We start from the raw sequence: 17,702 nt of genomic DNA on the forward strand, positions 1-17,702 counted from the left end.
CCGCATGATCCTGACGCTCGATATCGGCAACACCAACATCAAGACCGCCCTGTTCGAGGGCGAGGAGTTGCTCAATTACTGGCGCATTTCCACCAACCGCAGCATGTCCTCCGACGAATACGGCATGCTGCTCAACAACTTGTTTACCTTCGGCGGCAGGCGGATGAACGACGTCACCGGCATCGTGATGAGCTCGGTCGTGCCCACGATCAACTTTACGATCGACCACATGTGCCGCAACTACCTGGGCCGCGCGCCCATGATGGTGGGGCCGGGGATCAAGACCGGTATCAACATCAAGTACGAGAACGCGCGGGAGTTGGGCAGCGACCGCATCGCCAACGCGGTCGCGGCCTACCACATCTACGGCGGGCCCTGCATCTTCATCGACTTCGGCACCGCCACTTCGTTCGGCGTCGTCAACGAGAAGGGCGAATTCCTGGGCGGCGCGATCTGCCCGGGCATTAAGATGTCGAGCGAGGCGCTGGTGGAGCAGACCGCCAAGCTCCCCCGGTTCGAGCTTATGCGCCCCGAGACGGTGATCGGGAAGAATACGATCACCAACATGCAGTCGGGCATCGTGTACGGCCATGTCGGCATGGTGAACTACCTGGTGCGCAAGATGAAGGAGGAACTGGGCGCGCCCTCGGCCCGCGTGATCGCGACCGGCGGCCTGGCGCTTCTGCTGTCGGGCGCGACCGACGCGATCGACGTGCTGGACGGGCTGCTGACGCTCAAGGGGCTTAGGATCGTGTACGACAAAAATACGGAAACTTGACAAGATGGATTGGCCTGGTTATAATATCCCCATGTCAGTATTGAATGGACGAAATCGCCCGAGCGGCGGATTGAAACGGAGCGCGTGCCTGTGCCTGGCGCTGTGGCTGACGGCGGGCGGCGCTCCGTTTTCGCATGTGTATGCGCAAGAATCACCGGTTGCGCCGATCGAGACGGCCGCGCCGGTCGAAACGGCTGAACCGACGGCCGAACCGACCGAAGGGCCGGCGGAGCCCGGCGAGCCGACGCCCGCGCCCGAGGGCAGGGGCAAGCGGCGCTACGCGACGCGCGAGATCAAGCTGTACAAGAAGCGTTCCACCTCGTCGCAGGTGCTGCTGACCATTCCCCAAGGCACAAAGCTCAGCGTGAGCGCGATCAAGGAGGGCTGGGGCAAGGCCTCCTTCGACGGCACGAGCGGCTTCGTGCGCACCAAGTACCTGACCGGCAAGGCCCCGGCGGACGCTGCGCAAGGCGAACAGCCGGACGATGGCACGGGGCCGGGCAAGCCCGACGACGGCGGCGAGTCGGACGTGCCGGGCGTGGATAACAGCGGGATGAAGAAGCTCGACAAGAGCAAGAAAAAGGCGCGGCAGTGGGCCGGGCGGATCGTGCTGGGCGAAGGCGGTATGCCCATCCCTCAGTTGTACCAACTGGATTACACCAAGGCGGTCTGCGTGTACAACGGCGTCAAGCGCTCGGTGAGCACGTCGGGTTGCGGCGCGACAAGCCTGTCGATGGTGATCGCCTACCTGACCGGCGACACCGAACAATCCCCCTACACGCTGCTGCGCGAGGCCTGCCAGCGCGGGATGTACCGCGGCGACGGGCTCGGCCGCAGGCAACTGGCCAAGCTGGCCAAGCGCCACGGCGTCGCGGGCAGGTGGCGGCGCATGGACGAGGACGGCTTGCTCGAGACGCTGCGCGCCGGCACGCCGATTATCGCCAACATGGGACCGGGCGAATTCACCGAGCGGGGCCACTACGTGGTGCTGCGCGGTGTGACGGCGGACGGCCTGATCCTGGTCAACGACCCGGCCAGCCCCGAGCGCAGCCGCCAGGCCTATCCGTCGGCGCTGTTCGTCGAGCAGAGCCGCGCGGGCGAGGCGTTCATGCTGTGTACCCGCGCGGACGGGGGCAAGGCCGTCAAGGCCAAGGCCGGTATCTGGAAGCGACCTACCCGATCGGGCATGGGCATTACGCTGGGATAGAATCCCCACCCCTCCTTGAAGGGATGCTCGAAGGCGAAGTGGTGACGGTTGGCCGTACAGATGAGGCCTCATCTGGTTCTGCCGACAGGCCGCCCCCCCGCCCCGGCAAAGACGCCCCTTTAGCGAGAGGAATGGAGACGAGGCTCCGATAAGACAAGCGACAGACGGCATTTGCCGTCTGTCGCTTGTTGCTACCGCTTAAAAGATGATCGTCCCCGCCGTGTCGCTCAGCCCGCGCTTCTCAATCAGCTCGCTCACGGTCACGAAGGTGTAACCCTTCTTCTTGAGCGCCGGAATCAGCTTCTTGACCGCATCGGTGGTGGAGCTGTACAGGTCGTGCATCAGCACGATTTGACCGGGCTTGACCTTATCCATGATGCGCAGGTACACGGTGTCGGCGTCGCGGTCCTTCCAGTCGCGGGGATCGACCGACCACTGCACGAAGGTCGGGCCCAACTCGCCGAGCACCTTCGCGAGGTCCTTGTCGATCGCGCCGTAGGGCGCGCGCATCAGCGTCGGGCGCGTGCCGATGGCCTCCTCAATCACATCGAGCGAGTGGGTAACCTGCCACTTGGCGTCCTTGAGCGCAATCTTTTGCAGGCTCTTGTGGTCGACCGAGTGGCTGCCGATCTCGTTGCCGGCATCAAACACTTCCTTGGCAATCGCGGGGTTGGCCGCCACATTGTCGCCGAGCATGAAGAAGGTGGCTTTGACGTCGTGCTGCTTGAGCACGTCCAGCATCTTGCGCGTGTTGGCGACCGGGCCGTCGTCGAAGGTGAGCGCCACCACCTTGTCTTTATCGGGCACGGTGACCGCGCACTTGGCGGTCTTGCCGTTCTTGGTTTTGGCCGTGATCGTGGCCTGGCCCGGCGACAACGCGCGCACCACGCCCTCGTCGACCGTCGCCACGTCCTCGTTGCTGCTCTTCCAATGCACCGGCGAACTCGCGCCCGACGGCTTGAACGAGACGATCAGTTCCTCGCTGATGCCGACGTCAAGCGTCAGGCTCGATTGGGACAATTCAATTTTCTTGACCGGCTGCGGCTTGGCCAACCCCAAGGGGGCCAGGCCCAGCGCCAGGATCATGGCCAATAAAAGCAGACGTTTCATCATGTCGGGATCACTTCCTCATCGTACTTTTCATGACATACTGCGTAGGGTTGTATATCAATCATTCTATCGTCTTGGACGGCGCGTGTCAAATAGATGTTCCGTAAAATGCGGCCGTAGGGGGAAAAGGCGCATAGAATGAAGACGGAGGGGGGATGGGGTATGACGTTTTCCGATTTGAAGTGCAAGGACGTCATCAACGTATGCGACGGGCGCCGGCTCGGCCGGCCCATCGACATGATCTTCAACGACCACGCGACGGTCGAAGCCATCGTGGTGCCGGCGGAATGCGGCTTTTTCGCTCTGTTCTCGCGCGACCGGCCGGGCACGGTGATCCCCTGGAACCGCATCAAGCGCATCGGCGACGACGTGGTGCTCGTGGACGTCGATCCGAATGCATTCGACTGCGGTCGATAACCCCCGAGGCACCCCGCCTCTGGGAGGCTTGGAGGGCCGCGGCCCTCCAAATGCTAGCACAGGCGCCGGCTCTGTATTTGCGTGATGAGCGGGCGCGTAAAAACTGCAGGTTTGTCAAACATGTCGGGCAAACCTACAAAACCCGAAAGAGTTGCGGGCAAATCGTTTGACAAACTCGAAACAGGATGGTATACTTTTAAGGCCAATATGCTCCCCGAGGAGCGCTGTCCGGCTGAAGCCGGGCGTCTTTTTGATAAACACCCCCTCTGACGCGTGCTATGAAAGCACAAATCGACCCTGCTGAAGCGGAGTTGTGCTTACGACACGAATCAGGGAGGATACAGGAATGAGAAAAGCCATCGCACTGCTGCTGACGCTGATCCTGGCGCTCGGCGTCGCCGCGGCCGGGAATGCCGAAGCGCAGCCCACCACGCTGATCTACGGCAGCGGGGACTACACCCGCATCAACCCCGCCATGGACGAGCATGGCGAGATCAATATCCTGCTCTTTAACGGCCTCACCGGGCACAACGGCATCAACGAGGTGGTTCCCGCGCTGGCCAGGAGCTGGGAATTCGACGAAAGCGCCTGTACCTACACCTTTCATCTGGAGGAGAACGTGACCTGGCACGACGGCGAGCCCTTCACGGCCGACGACGTCAAGTTCACCATCGAGACCATCATGGACCCCGACAATGGCTCTGAGAACGCCCCCAACTACGAAGATGTAAAGGAAATCACGGTTCTTGACGAGCATACCGTTTCCTTCAAATTATCGGCCCCCAATGTCGCCTTCCTCGATTATATGTCGCTTGCGGTTCTCCCCGAACACCTGCTCGCGGGCGAGGACATGCAGGAGTCCGCTTTCTTCCGCAATCCTGTCGGCACCGGTCCCTACAAGCTCGAGAGCTGGGACGAGGGTCAGGCGATCGTGCTGGTGAAGAATGAGGATTACTTCAAAGGCGCGCCCAACATCGACCGCATCATCTTCAAAATCGTCCCCGACGACAACGCCAAGGCCATTCAGATGGAGTCTGGCGAGCTGGACATGGCGCTGCTGACGCCCAAAGATGCCCAGATGTTCGCGGACAGGGACGGCTATACCCGCTTCGACATGCTGACGTCCGATTACCGCGGCATCCTCTTCAATTTTCGCAACGCCTACTGGACGGAGAATAAGGACATCATCCCGGCGATCTGCTACGGCATCGACCGCCAGGCCATCATCGACGCCGTGCTGCTGGGGCAGGGCATGGCCGCCTACGGCCCGCTGCAGCGCAACATCTACAACAACGAGGACGTAGAGCGCTATGACTACAGCCCCGAAAAGGCCAGGGAGGTGCTGGAAACCGCCGGCTGCACCCTGGGCGACGACGGCTTTTACTACCGGAGCGGCGAGAAGATCGGCTTCGTCATCAGCGTGCGCGCGGGCGATCAGGTGCGTGTGGACATCGCGCAGGCAGCCGCGCAGCAACTGCGCCAGATCGGCATCGACGTCAGCGTCGAGATTCCCGCCAAGACCGATTGGGGCGGACAGATGGCCTTCCTCATCGGCTGGGGCAGCCCGTTTGACGCCGACGATCACACCTACAAGGTGTTCGGCACCGACAAGGGCGCAAACTACTCCGGCTACTCCAACGCCCTGGTCGATCAGTATCTGACCGAGGCGCGCCGGTCCGCCGATCCCGCCGTGCGTGCCGAGGCCTACGACAAGTTCCAGGCCGAGCTGGCGAGCGACCCGGCCTATGCCTTCATCTGCTACATCGACGCCAACTACGTGGTCAATTCCTCGGTGCGGGGCATCGACGCGGGCACCATCATGGGGCATCACGGCGTCGGCATCTTCTGGAACGTCGCCGAGTGGACCATCTCCAAATAGAGCACAGAGCAATCGGCGGCGAGAGGGGCTGAGATTCAGCCCCTCCGTTCGTATGGGCGAGGAATCAAAATGTCTGAGTTGTTGGAGGTCAGGAATCTGTCCGTCAGCTTCTACACCCCGCAGGGGGAAGTGGAGGCGGTCAGGGACGTCAGCTTCACGCTGAAGGCAGGCGAGGTGCTGGCGGTTGTGGGCGAATCGGGCTGCGGTAAGAGCGCCCTGTGCAAGTCCATCATGCATTTGCTGCCCCGGACCGCGCGCATAAAGTCGGGCGGCATCCTGGTCGAGGGCGTCGACATCGCCGCCTACCGCGAGCGGGACATGCGAAAATTGCGCGGCAGGCTGTTTTCCATGGTGTTTCAGGATCCCATGACCTCGCTGAACCCCACCATGTCCATTGGCAGCCAGATTGCCGAGGCCGTGCGGGTGTATCAGCCGAAAATCTCCCGAGATGCGCTGAACAGGCGCGTGCTGGAGCTGATGGAGTTGGTGGGCATCGAGCATGCCGAAGCGCGCGCGAAGCTCTATCCCTACAATTTCTCCGGCGGCATGCGCCAGCGCAGCGTCATGGCCATCGCCCTGGCCGCCAATTCCCGCATCCTGTTTGCCGACGAGCCGACTACGGCGCTGGACGTGACCATTCAGGCACAGATTCTCGACCTTCTGCGGGACATCCAGAGAAAGCTTAATACGGCCACGCTGCTCATCTCCCACGACCTGGGCGTGGTCGCCCGCGTGGCGGACAGAGTGGCCGTGATGTACGCGGGCAGGATCGTCGAGATCGGCACGGCCGAGGAGATCTATTACGATCCCAGGCATCCCTATACCTGGGGGCTGATGCGCGCTCTGCCCGCGCTGTCCCGGGGAAAGGACAGCCTCTATACGCTTCCCGGCATGCCGCCGACGCTGGTGAATCCGCCCAAGGGCGACGCCTTTGCCTGCCGCAATGAATACGCGCTGGCGATCGACTACGAGGAGCCGCCGCCGATGTTTCGCGTGACCGACACGCACTGGGCGGCGACCTGGCTGCTCGATCCGCGCGCGCCGCGGGTTGCGCCGCCGGTGGGAGGTGACGGAAATGGCTGAGGAGGTTTTGCTGGACGTGCGGAATCTGTCGCATGTGTTCCCGCTGACCCGGAAGATCGCCGTCCGCGCCGTCGACGGCGTGTCGTTCCAGATCCGCCGCGGCGAGGTCTTTGGGCTGGTGGGCGAGTCCGGCTCGGGCAAGTCCACGGTGGCCCGCTGCGTGATGAACATCCATCGCCCCTCATCCGGCAGCATCGTCTACAAGGGAATCGACGTATGTGACCGGGCGCAGTTCCGGCGCAACCGGCGGCTTTTGCAGGCGACGCGTCAGATCATCTTTCAGGATTCCAACTCCAGCCTCAACCAACGCATGACGGCCTGCGACATCATCGCCGAGCCGATGAAGATCCACCGCATCGTCCCGCCCCGGGGCAGTTACCGGGCGGAGGCCGCGTTCCAGATGAAATATGTGGGGCTGGACGAGAGCTACTTGGACAAGTATCCCGGCGAGCTCTCCGGCGGCCAGCACCAGCGCATCGCCATCGCCCGGGCGCTGGCGATGGAGCCGGAATTGCTGGTGGCCGACGAGCCGATCGCCTCGCTGGACGTATCCATTCAAGCGCAGATCGTCAACCTGTTCCGCCACCTGCAGCGCGAGCATGGATTCTCCTTTCTGTTCATCGCGCACGATCTGGCGATGGTGGAATACCTGTGCGACCGCGTGGGCGTCATGTATCGCGGCAAGCTGGTCGAGGTCGCGCCGACTGCGGAGCTGTTCGGCAATCCCCTGCACGCCTACACGCGCGCGCTCTTGTCCGCCATCCCAATTCCCGACCCCGTGCGGGAGCGGGCGCGAGAGACGCGCGCGCTTGAGGAGGACGATTTTTGCCGGGACGGCGAGATGGCGGAGGTCTCGCCGGGCCATCTCGTGCTGCGTGAAAGGGGGAAGGCCTGATGGCAAAGCGCAATCCCGCCCTCTATTACGGCGGGAAGCTGATGGCGTTTGTGCTGAGCGTAGCGGTATTGTCAACGGTGGTGTTCTATGTGTCGCGGCTGGCGCCGGGGGACCCGCTGGTCTCCTACTACGGCGACCGCGTGGAAAAGATGAGCCCGGAGGAGCGCGCGTGGGCGGAGGACAGGCTGGGCCTGAACGACCCCATCCATGTGCAGTACGTCCGCTGGCTGGGGAACGCACTGCGCGGCGACTTCGGCATCTCCTACAAGTACAAGATGGACGTGCTTGAGGTCATCGGCGGCAGAATCGGCAATACACTGCTGCTGGGCGGCATAGGATTCGTGCTGATCTTCGCGCTGGCGCTCCTGCTCGGGGTGCTGTGCGCCTGGCACGAGGATCGACTGCTCGACCGGCTGATCTGCAAGGCGGGCACGATTTCCAGCTGCATACCGGAGTTCTGGCTCTCGCTCGTGCTGATCCTGATCTTTGCGATGCAACTCAGATGGCTGCCCAGCAGCGGGGCGTACAGCATCGGCAAGAGCGGCGATGTCGCAGATCGGATTGCGCACCTCGTGCTGCCGATGACCATCGTCGTGGTCAGCCATCTGTGGTATTACGCCTACATGATCCGCAACAAGATCCTGGAGGAGGTTCGCGCGGACTATGTGCTGCTGGCCAAGGCGAAGGGCCTCGCCAAACGCAGGATCATGTTTGGGCATTGCCTGCGCAACGCCATTCCCGCCTACCTCAGCATCATGGCCATTTCGGCGCCGCATGTGATGGGCGGCACCTACATCATCGAGGCGGTGTTCTCCTACCCCGGAATCGGCACGCTGTCCTATGAGAGCGCGCGCTATCAGGACTACAATCTGCTGATGCTCTTGTGCATTCTCTCCGGCGTACTGGTGATTCTCTGCAACATCGTCGCGCAGACCATCAACGAGCGGATCGACCCGCGCATCCGCTCGGCCGAGGTGATGGAGACATCGGAGGTGACGAGGCTGTGAACAATGCGTTTGACATGGTCGGCATGCGCGCCCCGGAGCCGGAGGCGACGCCACCCCAACCCAGGTGGTATCGCAACAAGCCGATTGTCTCCATGATTGTGCTGGGGCTGATCGTGCTGGGCTGCCTGCTGTGCGATTTCATCATCACCAAGGACCCCACCTATCTGGACCTGATGAACTGCAACCGCGCGCCCGGCGGCGAGTTTTTGCTGGGCACGGACACCATGGGGCGGGACATCTTCTCGATGATCTGGTATGGCGGCCGGATTTCGCTGTTCATAGGCTTTGCCGCCACGCTGATCTCCACCGCGGCGGCGATCGTCTTCGGGGCCGTCAGCGGCAGCGCTCCACAGTGGTTGGACACGCTGCTCATGCGCTTTACCGAAATCCTCTTGAGCGTGCCGAACCTGCTGGTCGTCATCTTGATTCAGGCGGTTCTCAGCAAGGCGAATGTGCTCAGCATCGCCTTCGTCATCGGCATCACCAGTTGGACGAGCATCGCCAAGGTGGTGCGTACCGAGGTGCGGCAGATCCGGGGCAGCGAATATGTCATCGCCTCGAAGTGCATGGGCGGCGGGTTTTTTCATGTGCTGTGGCGGCATCTCGCGCCGAATTTCGTCTCCTCGATCATGTTCATGGTGGTGATGAACATCCGCGGCGCCATCGTCGCCGAATCTACGCTTAGCTTCATGGGCATCGGTCTGCCCATCGAGGTTATCTCCTGGGGCGGCATGCTCTCGCTGTCGGAGAAGGCGCTGCTCACAGGCTCCTGGTGGATTATCCTCATCCCCGGTCTGTTCCTCGTGACGACGCTGATGTGCATCACCAACTTGGGCAATAGCCTGCGCAAGAGTATAAACCGCAAGCAAAGCAACCTGTGAGGGCGTGTAGTCTCCACAAAACGCTGTCCGGGCGAAAATAGCAGAACGCCCTGTTGACAGCGGCGCGCGCGCGTGGGATAATTGAGTCCATCGATTGATTCTGCGGGAGGGACGCGCATGACAGCAGCCAGGGGCGGCATTCGGCTCAACACCGACACCGGCTTTTTGAAGATCATCGCCATGATTACCATGGTGATCGACCATGTGGGCGCGGTGTTCTATCCGGGGCTCACGGTCATGCGCATCATCGGGCGCATTGCCTTTCCGATTTACGCCTACTGTATCGCGGTGGGCTGCGTCTATACACGCAACATCGCCAAGTACGCGCTGCGCGTGCTGGTGCTGGCCGTCGTTTCCCAGCCGATCTACGTGATCGCGCTCAGGCACATAACGCCCGCCATGAGCGAGCTTATGCAGGCGGGGCTGATGAACCCGCTGAACCTCTTGAAGTGGTACGGCGACAGCCTGCGCTACGCCAACATCCTGTTTACGCTGCTGTTCGGCATCCTGATGATCTGGAGCCTCAAGGAAAAGAAGTACGTGGTGACCGGTGTGCTGACGCTCGCCGTGTTTCAGTTATCCGGCTTCATCAACTACGGCTGGCGCGGCGTGGCGATGATGCTGATCTTCCACGCGTTTATCGACCGCCCCACCACCTCGTTTTTGTGGATGGCGGGCTTCATGACTTGGTGGGGGCTGACCACCGGCTCGAGCAACAGCCTGTTCGGCGTGCAGTTTGCGCTGCAGACGTATGCGCTGCTGGCGCTGCCGCTGATCTACATCCCCACGAAGACTCAGTGGAAGCTGCCCAAGTGGGCGTTCTATCTGTTCTATCCGGCGCATCTGGCGGCGATCTATGGGGCGACGCTGCTGCTGCGCTGACGCGCCGCCTCGCGCACGGGGAAAGACCGTACACGGCGCGAGATATGCGCACCAAGTCTGGATAAGCCGATCCCGGAAAGCGATCCGGTACACGATTGTTTTTGCCTTCGATTTGCGAACCATCCTTTAGGGAAAAACTACGGGGCTGAATAACGGGATCTTGGAGCTTGTGCGCCGTGCTTTTGGGAATTTCCCTCCGGAAAACCTCCGAACAGGCAAGCGCCCAATACCGCATTGAATCCGGTTGCGGCAAATACGCTGAAGCGCTCGGGAATGCCGAAGTATTCTGCCGGCACGACGCCCACCCCGACTGCCCCCGCAAACATCAGCAGCAACGCGGCGGTTGCCCAAGCCGCCAGATAACGGTAGCGTATGTCACGATACCCTCCGACCATTATGACGGAAAGGGAGAGAATGGAGAGCAAAACCACAGGCACTGTCACCGCATAAATGTGCATGATATCCTGGAACGTGCCTGCGTTTCCCCGGTCGGATATCGGAAACATGGCATAGCCTATGCTGGATACCCAATTCATGGCCGCAAACAGATAGATTCCGATGCGCAGCGTTTTGTTGAGTTTTCCTTGGATAAACACGCAGACCATCATGATCGAGATCATGCCGCAGACACCATAGAGACATGAGAGCTGCGCCCATAGCATTCTTGAGGGAGCGTTGCTTGCGCTCAAATCGCTCACTGCCTGCGCCATCCATTGGTAACCGGGATACGCCAGGGGAGAAAAGACCACCGCAGCCGCATACGACAACAAACTGACAATGCCCAACAGGCCGCACCAATGGATCAATGACCGTTTCATGCGAAATCTCCTCCGATTCTATAGAGTCTGTTGAACTGCTTTATGTGTTGTTCCAAAATCTCCAAGACCTCCTGCTCCCATAAGTTTCGCAAATTGAAGCAGCGGCCATGGAAAACCGGACATGGTTGCGGCCGTTTGGCAGAATAGAGTTGCTGACTGCATTCACCAAAAGGAGGCTGGAAACCATGTCCGACGAGAAGATGATACACCTGAATGAAGGCGCGATCAAGAGTGAACTGAAAGAACAGTTGGATAACCTACAAAAATTCGAAAACAGGAGCCGCCAGTGTGCAAAAATGGGTCGGCGCTCATGAGATGAATTGGCCCCAAGTCGGTAGACAGGCGCGCAGCGCGGAGCGCCGCCCGGTTGGCACAGGCGGATTCGGGGGACCCGACGGCCTCACGGGCCGGGAAGGGGCACGGTCAGGGTGAAAACGGCACCTTCCGGACTGTTCTGGGCGCACAGGGAACCCCTGTGCAAAACGGCGATTTCCTGAGCCAGGGCCATGCCGATGCCGGTGCCGCCATGTTTTCCGTAGTAGAATCGCTCGAAGATATGGGGAAGATCGCCGGGGGTGATGCCGCTGCCATCATCGGCGATAATCACCGAGGCGGAGCAGTTCTCCACCCGGACCGAGACCGTCACGCGGGAGCGGGCATAGCGCACACCATTTGCCAGAATATTGCCAATGGCCTGGGACAGTTGACGCTCGTCGGCCATCAGCGGCAGTTCCGCCTCGTGCAGGTTCGCTTCCAAGCTCACCCCTTTTTGCATCGCCATGCCGGAAACCGTCGCCATGCCGCCATAGATCAGCTCACGCAGGTCAACCTTTTCCATTCTGGGCGCGGCTCTGCCGCTGTCGATGCGGGAAAGGTACAAAAGATCTTCCACCAACTGCCGCATGCGTTCGCTTTCCTCCAAAATGACGCCCGCCGCAGCCTTCGCGTCCAGCATCACGCCGGTTGCGATACCCTCGGCATAGCCCTGGATGGATGTGATGGGGGTTTTGAGCTCATGGGAGGCGTTCTGGAAAAAACGCTTCATGCGTTCCTCGGAGTCCTCGATCATCATGCCGGTGCGCAGGCCGATGCCGCAGGCCGCCGCGGAAAACAGCAGTACTGCCACCGCGAAGGCCAGGTTGACCCCGGACCACAGGCGCGACCAGGGCGTGACATTGACGTAGAGCAGGGCGCTGGCGATGCTGTCGAAGGATTCCTCCGCGTGGCCTTCCTCGTCGTAGCTCACTTCGTAGTCCGCCCGCTCGGGGAGCGATACCTGCCGGACGTAGTAGTTTTGCCCGCCCAGCGTCACGGCGCAGGGTTCTTCGGAAAGGAGGGATTCCTTGTGCTGCGCCTGATAGGTCAGCAGATCGTTTGTCACGCCCAGGGGATCGTAATAATAGTCGATACCGGCGTCAAAAGGGTTGTTGTCTTTGTCCAGATAAAGAAAATTGACCACGAACAGGTCATACAGGTCGATGTCATAATTGTTCTCTCCCCGAAGCCAGGCGGCGTTTGCGTTCAGAGCCTGACGCGCCTGGCTGTTTATGTGGCGGATCATGACTACATTGAAGACCGCCAGCAGCAAGATCAGCGCGCCCAAGGCCACGCCGGTAGTGACCCAAAACACCTTGGCGCCGTTTTTCTTCACCAGTTTCATGGCCGTCCGCCTCCGGTAGTCAGCTTGTAGCCGAAACCCCAGATGGTGGATAGTTGAGCCTTACTGCCCGCCAGTTGGAGCTTCTTGCGCACACGGCGCACGGTTTCGTCGGTGACGCGGGTCTCAACGTCCTCCTTGAAGCCCCATACGGCGTCCAGCAGTTCCTCCCGGGACACGGCGCAGCCCGGCTTTTTCATCATATAGGCCAGAAGGCTGAACTCGGTCATGGTCAGCGCAACGGGTTTTCCCCCGGCGCGGATTTCCCGCTGCTCCGGGAGATATGTCAGATCCCCGCAGGCGGGCGTCTCGTCCCGACCGGCCCGCTCCATCTCCACACGGCGCAGAATGGCCTTTACCCGCAGCATTAAAAGCGTCGGACGAAAGGGCTTGGTCAGGTAGTCGTCGCTACCCATGGAGATGCCCACCACCTGATCGGCGTCGGAATCCTTGGCGGTAAGGATGATAATGGGGACCTTGGACACCCGACGGATGCGGGCGCAGATGGTCATGCCGTCGGTGCCCGGCATCATCACGTCCAGAAGGATCAGATCCGGCGCTTCTTTTTCAAAGGCGTCATAAAGCAGATCCCCATTTTCGAAAATTGTTACCCGATAGCCTTCGCTTTCCAGAAAACGCAGCAGCAGGCCGCGGATATTGGGGTCGTCGTCGGCGGCGTAAATTCGGTAGGCCAAGTCGTTCTCCCCCGTTGGACATTCTTCCGTACCCAGTATATCGCACCCGAATGGTCTTTGCAAGGCGTCAGTCATGTTTGATAGCCTCCAGCGCGGGGACGGCCACGGCCTTTTTCGCGGGATAGTAGCCGCTGCCCAAGCCGATGAGGATGGAGAAGACCAGGGCGAAGCCAATCAGCCAGGTGGGAATCACCGACAGGCGGCTGCCCGGCGTGGTAAGGATGACCATGGCCGCTTCCAGACTGTCTGGAGGCGTCGCCGTCCCCACCAGGTTCATAATCACGGAAATGACGTAGCTCAGCACGATGCCGATGATCCCGCCCATCAGGCCGATGACGCCCGCTTCCAGCAGAAAGAGTCGCTTGATATCGTGGACGAAACAGCCCAAAGCCTTCATTACGCCGATTTCCCGGGTGCGCTCGGTAATGGACATGATCATGGTGTTCATGATGCCCAGCGCCGCTACCAGCAGGGAAATGGCGCCCATGCCGCCCAGCATCATCTGCTTTTGCTGAGCGTCTTTTTCCATGGGTTTGCGGATGGACTCCATGGAACTGGTGTTAAAGCCCATTCCCTTGATCTCCGACTCTACCCTCGCCACATCCGAGATATTTTCCGCCTTGACCAGAGCGCTGGGATAGGTGGGATTGCGGCTGTTTTTTTTCCCGGCGGCGCGGTTGGCCTCCTCGATCAGCTTTTGCAGGTCGTCCAGGCAGATAATCAGCCCGTCCTCCGTCTCCTGCCCCTTTCCGTAGTCCCCTTTCATGCGACCGGAAACGGTCAGCCGGCGGGAGACGGCCTTGTCGTCCTCGCCCGCGGTGATTACCAGCTCCAGCGGCGCCTTGAACAGATCGAAATACGGATCCGGCGGATCGCCGTATTCGCCGGTTTCTTTGTTGTAGGATTCGAACAGGTCGATGGTGTTGTGGCCCTCGGGCCGTTTGCTGTCCTCGAATCCATAGACGAAATTCTGTCCGGCCAGCACGCCCCCCTCCTTTCCCGGATAATTCCCGTCCAGCAGACTGTACCCCAGCTTGGCCAAGGCGCTTTCGTCCATGCCGATGACGGTGGCCCAGCCGGCAACGTAGCGTCTTCCGTAGCCGGCGTACAGCTTTATGTTCAAACCGTCTACGGTCATCCGGGGCGTGGCGAGTACCACGCCCCGGATGCCTTCAAATCCTTTTACCGCGTCCCGGTTCAGCTTGGCCGCGGTTTTGGCGCGTCCCGCGGGCATGACGGTAATAATGGTCAAGTCCCCCATCTCGCTGAGCATCTTTTCCTGGCTCTCTTTCATGCCCACGCCGATGGAGATCATAATGATGATGGCGCAGGCGCCAACCACTACGCCCAGCACCGTCAGGAACGTCCGGGACTTTCTGCGCATCAGGTTCTGCATGCACATCCGGAACAGATCTCTTGCGTTCACTTGCCCTCTCCGCTCCCGTCGTCGTCCTCGCCCTCAAAACTGAATTTTTTCAGCGCGGCAGCCCGTATTTTTTTCTTGTGCCGCCTGACCATGATCAGCGCCAGCAGCAGGAGCGTCACGCATCCGCCCAGGACGTACAGATGCCAGATTTCCAGGCCGAAGGGGAGCGCGCCGTGTTCGCCGCCGTATTCGCCGTCATATTCGCCATCGCCATCATATTCGGCCGCACCCGAAAGGTCATCCGTGCCATCCATGCCTTCCATGGGATCGCTGACATGAAGGCTGACGGGAATTTCGTGCTGCACCACGGCCTGGTTGGCGTCCTCGTAGCTGATCTTCACCGTCGCGTCCTGCTGTCCGGCGGTGTCGGGCGTCAGGATAAAATCAATGGTGCCGCTCTTGCCGGGTTCCAGGTTGCCAAGGGTGACGGATTTGCTCAGCGCCGGTATGTTGCCCGTAATCTCCGCTTCCAGGTTACTAACCTCGCTCTTGCCCTTGTTCACATAGGGGATAGAGACCACGGTTTCCTCACCCATCTCCACGCTTTCGGGAAGGGTGGGGTCGGTCAGATTAAAACGGTCCGGTTGATAGACGGGCACGGAAAGTTTCTCGGTGATGTTGGTGGAGGAGCGCTTTTTGTTGTCCACGTATTCATATTTAAAGGACACGTCCATCTTGCCGGAGCCGGATTTGGCCACGGGAAGCGCCTGCATCTTGATGGTCTCCGACTGGGTCTGCCCGGGACCCAGGCTGGAATAATAGAAAGTGTTGGAGGCGTCGGTAATGGTGAAACTTTCGCCGGTTTCCAGGGTCATGACGATGTTTTCCACAGTCTTGGCAGGGCTGGTGTTTTGGAACGTCAACGCCAGGGAAAACTTGCTGCCGGCCGCCACCTGATCCGCGCCCGCCGAATATCCGGTGACGATGATGTTGGGCGTGGGGGAGTCGATGGTTTCCTTCGCGCTGCTGCCGCCGGACTTTTGCTTAGTGATTACGGCGGGGATGAGCACGCGTTCGCTGGCGGTCTCGTGCTCCATGGCCCGACCCTTGAGGTAGTCGTACTTCAGTTCCAGCCCCAGGCTCTGCACTTGGGCGGAAATCTGCTTGAGCGCTTTCAAATCCACGGTGATTTCCAGCTGAGCGCCCGGCTCCACACGGCCGATCTGGACGGTACTGGAATCCTCTTTGAGCATAATGCCATCGGAGGTAGTCAGGGTGATCATGCCGGATTCCACGGCGCGCTTGCCTACGTTTTTGACGTAGACGGTGGCGGAGAAGCTTTGCCCCGCCTTTATGGGCTTTATGAAGGGGGCGCGGGAAATGATTACGGCGGGCAGATTCGCGTCCTTGATATCCGCCGTCACGGGGATGAGCACCGTTTCGGTGGAGGACGCGTTTTGCAGCCCGGAACTGGCGCTATAATCGAATTTCACTTCCGCGGTAAACCCCTGGGAGGGGGACTGAATTTCCTCCAGCGCCTTCATGCGCACTGTTGCCTGGGTGCTTTGCCCGGCGGGAATGCGGGGAAGCTCCAGGGACGCGGTGCTCTCCAGCAGCATCAGAGAATCGGTGGGCGTAATGATAAGCACCGGCGTCTCCATCGCGGTGCGGCCCAGGTTTTTGACGGTCAGCGAAACGGAGAAGGTTTGCCCCGCGCGCACGGTTTCCATTGGCCCGCGAAATATCTTGACTGAGGGCGCGGGAATGGAAGGAGTCTCGACGGGTACCTCGGGCTTGGACGGAGTGATCACGGTGGGAATCAGCACAGTCTCCGAGGCACCGCCCTGAAGCGCGGTTTCTTCCCCGTCGTACTCAAATTTGGCTTCAACGCCCAGGGGCTGCATGGGGGAGGAGACCTCGCCGTTGACCAGCAGTTTCACCGCGCGGGACGCCGATTCCCCCGGCTTGATTTCGTCGGCGATTTGCAGCGTGGCGGTAGATTCGCCCAACACCAAAGCGCCGGAAGGAGAGAACACCGCCGACACACGGCGGACGGGAAGGCTGCCGTTATTCTTGAACGTCAGGGTCACGGCGGCGGACTGGCCGCTGGACAGGGCGGTCATGGTTTCCCGGGAAATTTGCAGCGCGGGCTGGACGAGGACGGGCGCGTTGCCCGAATCGGCGGCGGCGCGGACCTGGGGCTCCGCGTCCGTGCCGTCGCCCTTTTCGCGGGCGGGAGCCGCCTTGGCATCGCACTGGCGCACGTCCACCCGAATGATTTCCCCCGGCAGGCCCAGGCCATCGTAACTCACTTTAAAGCGCAGACTGGAATCGCCGCCCAGGTACGTAAGGCCGGGGAAGGTGATGCGGGCCTTGAGCGGCTTGCTGTCTTTTGACAGAATCTCAACCCGGGGTCCGGCATCGCCGGCCTGAAAGTCGTCCTCCAGTTTTTCTACCGTCAGGCCGTTTTCGCCCAGGTCCTTCCTGGTCAGGCCGTTGTTTCGGAAGGTGATTGAAAGATCCGCCGTCTGAGCGGGAATCAGGCTTTTGCGAACCTTTCCGTCGATCAAAACACGGCATTTGTCCACCTGGGGACGGCTGACGGGCGTCGTCTCCCCGGTTTCCGCCTCGCCGGTCTCCGCTTCGCCAGCGTTCTCCGTGGTGTCCTTGACGAGCTCCTGGATTTTGATTTTGACGGTGCGGGATTTCAGGGAGAGGCCCAGATAGCTGATCCGGAAGCGCAGGTTTTTGCCGTCTCCCTGGCGCAGCAGATGTGGGAAGAGCACCCTGATCTGGAGGGGCGCGTCGCCGGATGTGAGCAACTCCACCTTGGGAACCCCGTCCCAGGCGGCATTGACGGAGGTATCCACGCCGTAGATGAAGGCGTCGTCCAGCTTTTCAACGCGGATATTGTCGGCCGTGCCGATTTCATTGGCGGTAAGGGCGCGGCACGCCAGCAGCACCTCGATATCCGCGTATTCGCCCTTTTTCAGTTCTGTCACGGAATATCCGTCCGCGTCCAGCAGG

16 protein-coding genes are annotated in these 17,702 nt (G+C 60.7%); 10 read left to right on the plus strand and 6 right to left on the minus strand.

Features of this window, described 5'->3' with window-relative positions; translation table 11 throughout:
• Positions 1-4: 4 nt before the first annotated feature.
• On the plus strand, positions 5-778 hold the full coding sequence (locus tag ACH6CV_RS06250; RefSeq protein ID WP_456357318.1) for a type III pantothenate kinase: 774 nt from the start codon (positions 5-7) through the stop codon (positions 776-778).
• A gap of 70 nt (positions 779-848) precedes the next feature.
• Positions 849-1,985, plus strand: a complete 1,137-nt coding sequence (locus tag ACH6CV_RS06255) for a C39 family peptidase (RefSeq protein ID WP_456357319.1) — start codon at positions 849-851, stop codon at positions 1,983-1,985.
• Positions 1,986-2,183: 198 nt separating this feature from the next.
• Here ACH6CV_RS06255 and ACH6CV_RS06260 read toward each other — a convergent pair whose 3' ends face one another.
• On the minus strand, positions 2,184-3,098 hold the full coding sequence (locus tag ACH6CV_RS06260; RefSeq protein ID WP_456357320.1) for a polysaccharide deacetylase family protein: 915 nt from the start codon (positions 3,096-3,098) through the stop codon (positions 2,184-2,186).
• Positions 3,099-3,257: 159 nt separating this feature from the next.
• Here ACH6CV_RS06260 and ACH6CV_RS06265 point away from each other — a divergent pair, with 159 nt between their 5' ends.
• The 7 genes from ACH6CV_RS06265 to ACH6CV_RS06295 all read left to right on the plus strand — a co-directional run bounded on the left by ACH6CV_RS06265 (position 3,258) and on the right by ACH6CV_RS06295 (position 10,139).
• Positions 3,258-3,512, plus strand: a complete 255-nt coding sequence (locus ACH6CV_RS06265; RefSeq protein ID WP_456357321.1) for a YlmC/YmxH family sporulation protein — start codon at positions 3,258-3,260, stop codon at positions 3,510-3,512.
• A gap of 346 nt (positions 3,513-3,858) precedes the next feature.
• Positions 3,859-5,391, plus strand: a complete 1,533-nt coding sequence (locus ACH6CV_RS06270; RefSeq protein ID WP_456357322.1) for an ABC transporter substrate-binding protein — start codon at positions 3,859-3,861, stop codon at positions 5,389-5,391.
• Between the two features lie 69 nt (positions 5,392-5,460).
• Positions 5,461-6,474 (plus strand): ABC transporter ATP-binding protein, encoded by a 1,014-nt coding sequence (locus tag ACH6CV_RS06275; protein WP_456357323.1) that lies wholly within the window; start codon positions 5,461-5,463, stop codon positions 6,472-6,474.
• Positions 6,467-7,369 (plus strand): ATP-binding cassette domain-containing protein, encoded by a 903-nt coding sequence (locus tag ACH6CV_RS06280; RefSeq protein WP_456357324.1) that lies wholly within the window; start codon positions 6,467-6,469, stop codon positions 7,367-7,369. Before ACH6CV_RS06275 ends, ACH6CV_RS06280 begins: the two co-directional genes overlap by 8 nt.
• Entirely contained in the window at positions 7,369-8,376 is a 1,008-nt protein-coding gene (locus tag ACH6CV_RS06285) for an ABC transporter permease (RefSeq protein ID WP_456357325.1), read from the plus strand. Before ACH6CV_RS06280 ends, ACH6CV_RS06285 begins: the two co-directional genes overlap by 1 nt.
• Positions 8,377-8,399: 23 nt before the next feature.
• On the plus strand, positions 8,400-9,257 hold the full coding sequence (locus tag ACH6CV_RS06290) for an ABC transporter permease (RefSeq protein WP_456357334.1): 858 nt from the start codon (positions 8,400-8,402) through the stop codon (positions 9,255-9,257).
• Positions 9,258-9,374: 117 nt separating this feature from the next.
• The gene (locus tag ACH6CV_RS06295) at positions 9,375-10,139 is read left to right on the plus strand and encodes a TraX family protein (RefSeq protein ID WP_456357326.1); all 765 of its coding nucleotides are present in this window, start codon (positions 9,375-9,377) and stop codon (positions 10,137-10,139) included.
• Between the two features lie 137 nt (positions 10,140-10,276).
• Here ACH6CV_RS06295 and ACH6CV_RS06300 read toward each other — a convergent pair whose 3' ends face one another.
• Positions 10,277-10,957: a DUF998 domain-containing protein gene (locus tag ACH6CV_RS06300; protein ID WP_456357327.1), complete on the minus strand. Its 681-nt coding sequence runs from the start codon at positions 10,955-10,957 to the stop codon at positions 10,277-10,279.
• A gap of 185 nt (positions 10,958-11,142) precedes the next feature.
• Here ACH6CV_RS06300 and ACH6CV_RS06305 point away from each other — a divergent pair, with 185 nt between their 5' ends.
• A complete protein-coding gene (locus tag ACH6CV_RS06305) occupies positions 11,143-11,271 on the plus strand; it encodes a hypothetical protein (protein WP_456357328.1) in 129 nt (42 codons plus the stop codon).
• 86 nt (positions 11,272-11,357) lie between these two features.
• Here ACH6CV_RS06305 and ACH6CV_RS06310 read toward each other — a convergent pair whose 3' ends face one another.
• The 4 genes from ACH6CV_RS06310 to ACH6CV_RS06325 form a co-directional block, all read right to left on the minus strand.
• Positions 11,358-12,617 (minus strand): sensor histidine kinase, encoded by a 1,260-nt coding sequence (locus ACH6CV_RS06310; protein WP_456357329.1) that lies wholly within the window; start codon positions 12,615-12,617, stop codon positions 11,358-11,360.
• A complete protein-coding gene (locus ACH6CV_RS06315) occupies positions 12,614-13,309 on the minus strand; it encodes a response regulator transcription factor (protein ID WP_456357330.1) in 696 nt (231 codons plus the stop codon). Before ACH6CV_RS06315 ends, ACH6CV_RS06310 begins: the two co-directional genes overlap by 4 nt.
• A 67-nt stretch (positions 13,310-13,376) precedes the next feature.
• Positions 13,377-14,735, minus strand: a complete 1,359-nt coding sequence (locus ACH6CV_RS06320; RefSeq protein WP_456357331.1) for an ABC transporter permease — start codon at positions 14,733-14,735, stop codon at positions 13,377-13,379.
• Positions 14,732-17,677 carry a COG1361 S-layer family protein gene (locus ACH6CV_RS06325; protein WP_456357332.1) on the minus strand — a complete coding sequence of 982 codons (2,946 nt, stop codon included), beginning with the start codon at positions 17,675-17,677 and terminating at the stop codon, positions 14,732-14,734. The genes ACH6CV_RS06320 and ACH6CV_RS06325 overlap by 4 nt, the downstream gene beginning before the upstream one ends.
• Positions 17,678-17,702 lie beyond the last annotated feature (25 nt).

Origin of the sequence: Anaerozeibacter quisquiliarum, assembly GCF_051162045.1 — a bacterium.
Classification (GTDB): domain Bacteria; phylum Bacillota; class Clostridia; order Christensenellales; family Aristaeellaceae; genus Anaerozeibacter; species Anaerozeibacter quisquiliarum.

What these genes read in the sequence shown, in the direction of transcription:
- ACH6CV_RS06250 (WP_456357318.1), top strand. Translation starts at nt 5, where the DNA reads ATGATCCTGACGCTCGATATCGGCAACACCAACATCAAGACCGCCCTG.
- ACH6CV_RS06260 (WP_456357320.1), bottom strand. Translation starts at nt 3,098, where the DNA reads ATGATGAAACGTCTGCTTTTATTGGCCATGATCCTGGCGCTGGGCCTG.
- ACH6CV_RS06265 (WP_456357321.1), top strand. Translation starts at nt 3,258, where the DNA reads ATGACGTTTTCCGATTTGAAGTGCAAGGACGTCATCAACGTATGCGAC.
- ACH6CV_RS06270 (WP_456357322.1), top strand. Translation starts at nt 3,859, where the DNA reads ATGAGAAAAGCCATCGCACTGCTGCTGACGCTGATCCTGGCGCTCGGC.
- ACH6CV_RS06275 (WP_456357323.1), top strand. Translation starts at nt 5,461, where the DNA reads ATGTCTGAGTTGTTGGAGGTCAGGAATCTGTCCGTCAGCTTCTACACC.
- ACH6CV_RS06280 (WP_456357324.1), top strand. Translation starts at nt 6,467, where the DNA reads ATGGCTGAGGAGGTTTTGCTGGACGTGCGGAATCTGTCGCATGTGTTC.
- ACH6CV_RS06285 (WP_456357325.1), top strand. Translation starts at nt 7,369, where the DNA reads ATGGCAAAGCGCAATCCCGCCCTCTATTACGGCGGGAAGCTGATGGCG.
- ACH6CV_RS06290 (WP_456357334.1), top strand. Translation starts at nt 8,400, where the DNA reads ATGCGCGCCCCGGAGCCGGAGGCGACGCCACCCCAACCCAGGTGGTAT.
- ACH6CV_RS06295 (WP_456357326.1), top strand. Translation starts at nt 9,375, where the DNA reads ATGACAGCAGCCAGGGGCGGCATTCGGCTCAACACCGACACCGGCTTT.
- ACH6CV_RS06300 (WP_456357327.1), bottom strand. Translation starts at nt 10,957, where the DNA reads ATGAAACGGTCATTGATCCATTGGTGCGGCCTGTTGGGCATTGTCAGT.
- ACH6CV_RS06305 (WP_456357328.1), top strand. Translation starts at nt 11,143, where the DNA reads ATGTCCGACGAGAAGATGATACACCTGAATGAAGGCGCGATCAAGAGT.
- ACH6CV_RS06310 (WP_456357329.1), bottom strand. Translation starts at nt 12,617, where the DNA reads ATGAAACTGGTGAAGAAAAACGGCGCCAAGGTGTTTTGGGTCACTACC.